General features: G+C 53.8%; 1 protein-coding gene. It reads right to left on the reverse strand.

Annotation, left to right across the window (positions count from 1 at the left end):
- The coding region (locus tag D6694_09335; protein ID RMH41161.1) for a hypothetical protein at window positions 1–3406 on the reverse strand (3406 nt) is incomplete at both ends.

The raw sequence follows: 3406 nt of genomic DNA on the forward strand, positions 1-3406 counted from the left end.
ACCGCTCACGGCCAGGGTCACGGGCGCCGTGGTGTTGACCTCGTACGCCTCGGCGACGTTCCAGGTACCGATGTCGTCGATCTCGAACTCGGGATAGTACACCTGGCCCGTGTTGTTCTGCACCAGCACGAGATGATCCCTGATCCCGGCAAAAAGGGTCTCGACGCTCAGGTTCGTCGGCACCACGTTGAACGACACGGTGTTCCACCCCTCTTCCAGGTTCAGCGTCTGCGTCCGCACCCCCGTATCCCCGCCGCCATCCGGCTCCGTCGTCGTGATGGTGTACTGCAGCGACTTGTTCGTCGGCATCGGGATGGCCGTACCGGGGTTGCCATGCATGTCGAAATGCACCGTGCGAACCCCCGTCTGCGTCTGGTAGGGATCGTAGTACTTCTGCGTGGACAGACGAACCTGCTGCGGTGTATCGAACCCTACGTAGACGTACTGCGGACCATCTCCGAGCAGAAAATCTCGCCCGAGACGCAATTTCGTCGTTGTGACCAGTTCCGGAATCCCGTCACCGTTCTGATCCTCTGGCATCAGGCGCCAGGCAGACCCATCCCAGTATTCAATGGTGGTGTCGTCGAGGTCTTCCTGGGGTTTATCTCCAACTCGCAGCGGATTGTACAGCCGCAGAAACACCGGAATCGATGCCCACAACTCCGTCACCTGATCGGTACCATCCGACGTCACTGTGTGCGTCACACGCACCCCATTAGAGAGCGCTTCGACTTTATTCGTTATCGTGACCTGTCCTTCCAGTTCATAACCCGTCTCTTCTCCCGTTTTCGAAGTCGTAGGATTATCGGCATAAGACGGATCGTTGAAAACATTGGTAACAGTCACGCTGGGCGTCGTTGCGCCAAGATCAAATACCGAAGTACGCTGGAGATCGTACCCACGCAGCAGCAACGTGGTAAACCCTCTGCCATTTTCATCTCGGCCCCAGACGTGATGAGCGGCTTTGTAATCCAGGTTGTCAAAGCAAGAAGAATCTTCTTGATCTCCATCACAACCAGACTTTCCGTGGCGATTGATGAGGATGACACCCGTTTTTTCCGTCCAGAACGTCTCGATCTTGCCCCCATACCAACCTTTATAACCGCCCTGACGTGCCTGTGCCTCCATGAAGAAGCCCCACTCGGTGGTCCCATCGGTGTTTTTGTAGGCCCAGTATTCGTAACCCGTGGGTGGACCACCAAACGCCTTGTTGTAATAGTACCCGGGACGAGCCGAAGGGGGAAACGTAGAGGGATCTCCCTCCAGGGCTTTCAGTCGAGAATACCAACCTTTCGCCGGCACGTACTCCGTCTCTTTGGGCCATGGCGACCATCCGTTCCACGTTGGCGCAGTACCCACATAGTATGATTGCATTTCCGTTGTACGTTCAGCTAGGACATCAGCAATGTCATCGATCATCGTCTGCCTATCTTTGAGGGCAGGGTTATGTTCATTAGAATAAATCCCATCATAACGAAGATCAGCGAAGAGATCCGCAATAACCTTGTACTTGATGCCGCTAGCCTGACCCGAAGGTGCTCCATTACCCGTACGTCCAGAAAATCCGGCCCCACCATGATACCGGTATCCTGGGCGAATACCCCCACAGCAGGAACCAGCCACGCCGGGCTCGTACCAGTACTGATAGAGACGCCATTCCTCGAACCTGCGAACCACCTCTTTAAGGAATTCCCAATCGGTCGGAATCGTGCCGCTATCACGATCCATGACCGCCGCTAGCGCACCCGTCAGGTGGTAAAGAGATTCACCGCCGTAAAAGAAGTCTGGCTGATCACCTTCCATAATGTAACCGGACGGGCTAAAAACACCACCACGGGGCGTCGTGCCATCCAACGGGAATACCTTGTGTTTCACCTCCAGCTTGCCATCCGTATAGCCGAAAAGCCACCTCTTGACAGCCTGAAGACATTTATCTTTGAGATCCTGTCGACTCGTGGCCATGTAAAACTCAGCCGCGCCATGGATAAAAAACATATCCATGTTTGTGTTCACAGCACGAGGAGACGTATCATTCACAAGCGCATGATCCAGGAAATATCCCATACCTTCCTCAAAAGCATCTCGGGCATTCTGGGGGAGCACCTCGCCGGCCCAACGATATGTCTCTGCCCAGGACAAAAAAGCTTTGCCGTACATGTCGCCCCAGGTGGCAAAATTACCAGATAGCAATTCTTTGTGGTACATCATCATATCGACAATAGCTACTACCATTGCTCGACGCCCCATAGCGGGGTCTTTATAATAGGGATTGCCCTGACCTCCATCGGAAAGCGGAATATCCAAATTGTACAACTGGGCAACTTCGTTTGAATAACTTCTGTCGTTATTACTACCCAAATCGTGATAAATACGTACCTGACCTGTTGCTTCAATGCCTTTACCATCACCTGCATCCAGTACATACCACTCCGGCTCACCTCTCACCACTCGGCTCGTCGTCAGGTTTTCCGCCATGACCCAGAGATCCGCCAGGTCGTCGTCGCTGAGCAACGTCTCGTCGAAGGTAAAGGTCTGTCCCAGCGTCAGCGTAACGTCCTCAACCGTCAGGGTCTCCAGCCAGTCATAGAGTACGACCTGATAGTCAAACAGCTGGGGCAGAATGGCATCCTCGTTCCAGACCGTAGTACCGGCCTCCCAGGCCCCAGCAGCATCCACATAATAAGTCAGCGGCCAGGAGTCATCCCCGTACCAGGGGAAAACGATCAGCTCGGTGACATAACCCGTAAAGCCATTATCCTCGAAACTCGATCCTCCTACATGAACCTGATCAAGTGTCTTAGGGCTATCGAGATCAGGTTCTTCCACACTGTCAAGCGTATTCAGTAACGTATTTCCCTGCCAGAACTGAGCAACATCACCTCGATTTCGCATCATGATGGGACGAAACAGAGATTCCACCAGCCCTTTGCCACTGAGCCCTGCCCGTGCCGCATTAGTATTGATAAATGATTGAACGCCCCGATACCAGGCACCTTCGTGGGCTCTACCCCTTGTGTCAATTCCCCCGAAGGTTTCTTCCATATCATGATCAACGTCACGCTTCACTACCATCGAAAAGAAATAACTGGTGATCTCGATTGTAGAAGCACGATCAGGGGACGAAAGATAGGTACTGGTTCCGCTTGGACTATCAAACTTATCCAGGAAATAAATGGCTGGCTTTCCTGTATCTGTAGTAATGATTTGACCCTGATCGACGATTTTCGGCTGGCGCGTAACATCGGTGTTGGTCATCGCCTCACCACCCGTCTGGTCGTACCACGTCGTCACATACCCATCCCCGCTCCCCACGAATGCCGTCAGGGCGGCGGTGTCCAGGAAGTCGTCGGTGCCGAAGCCGATGTCCTGCTCGGCGTCGTCGCTGGAGCGGCGGACGCGGATGGCG

This window comes from Gammaproteobacteria bacterium, from assembly GCA_003696665.1.
Classification (GTDB): domain Bacteria; phylum Pseudomonadota; class Gammaproteobacteria; order Enterobacterales.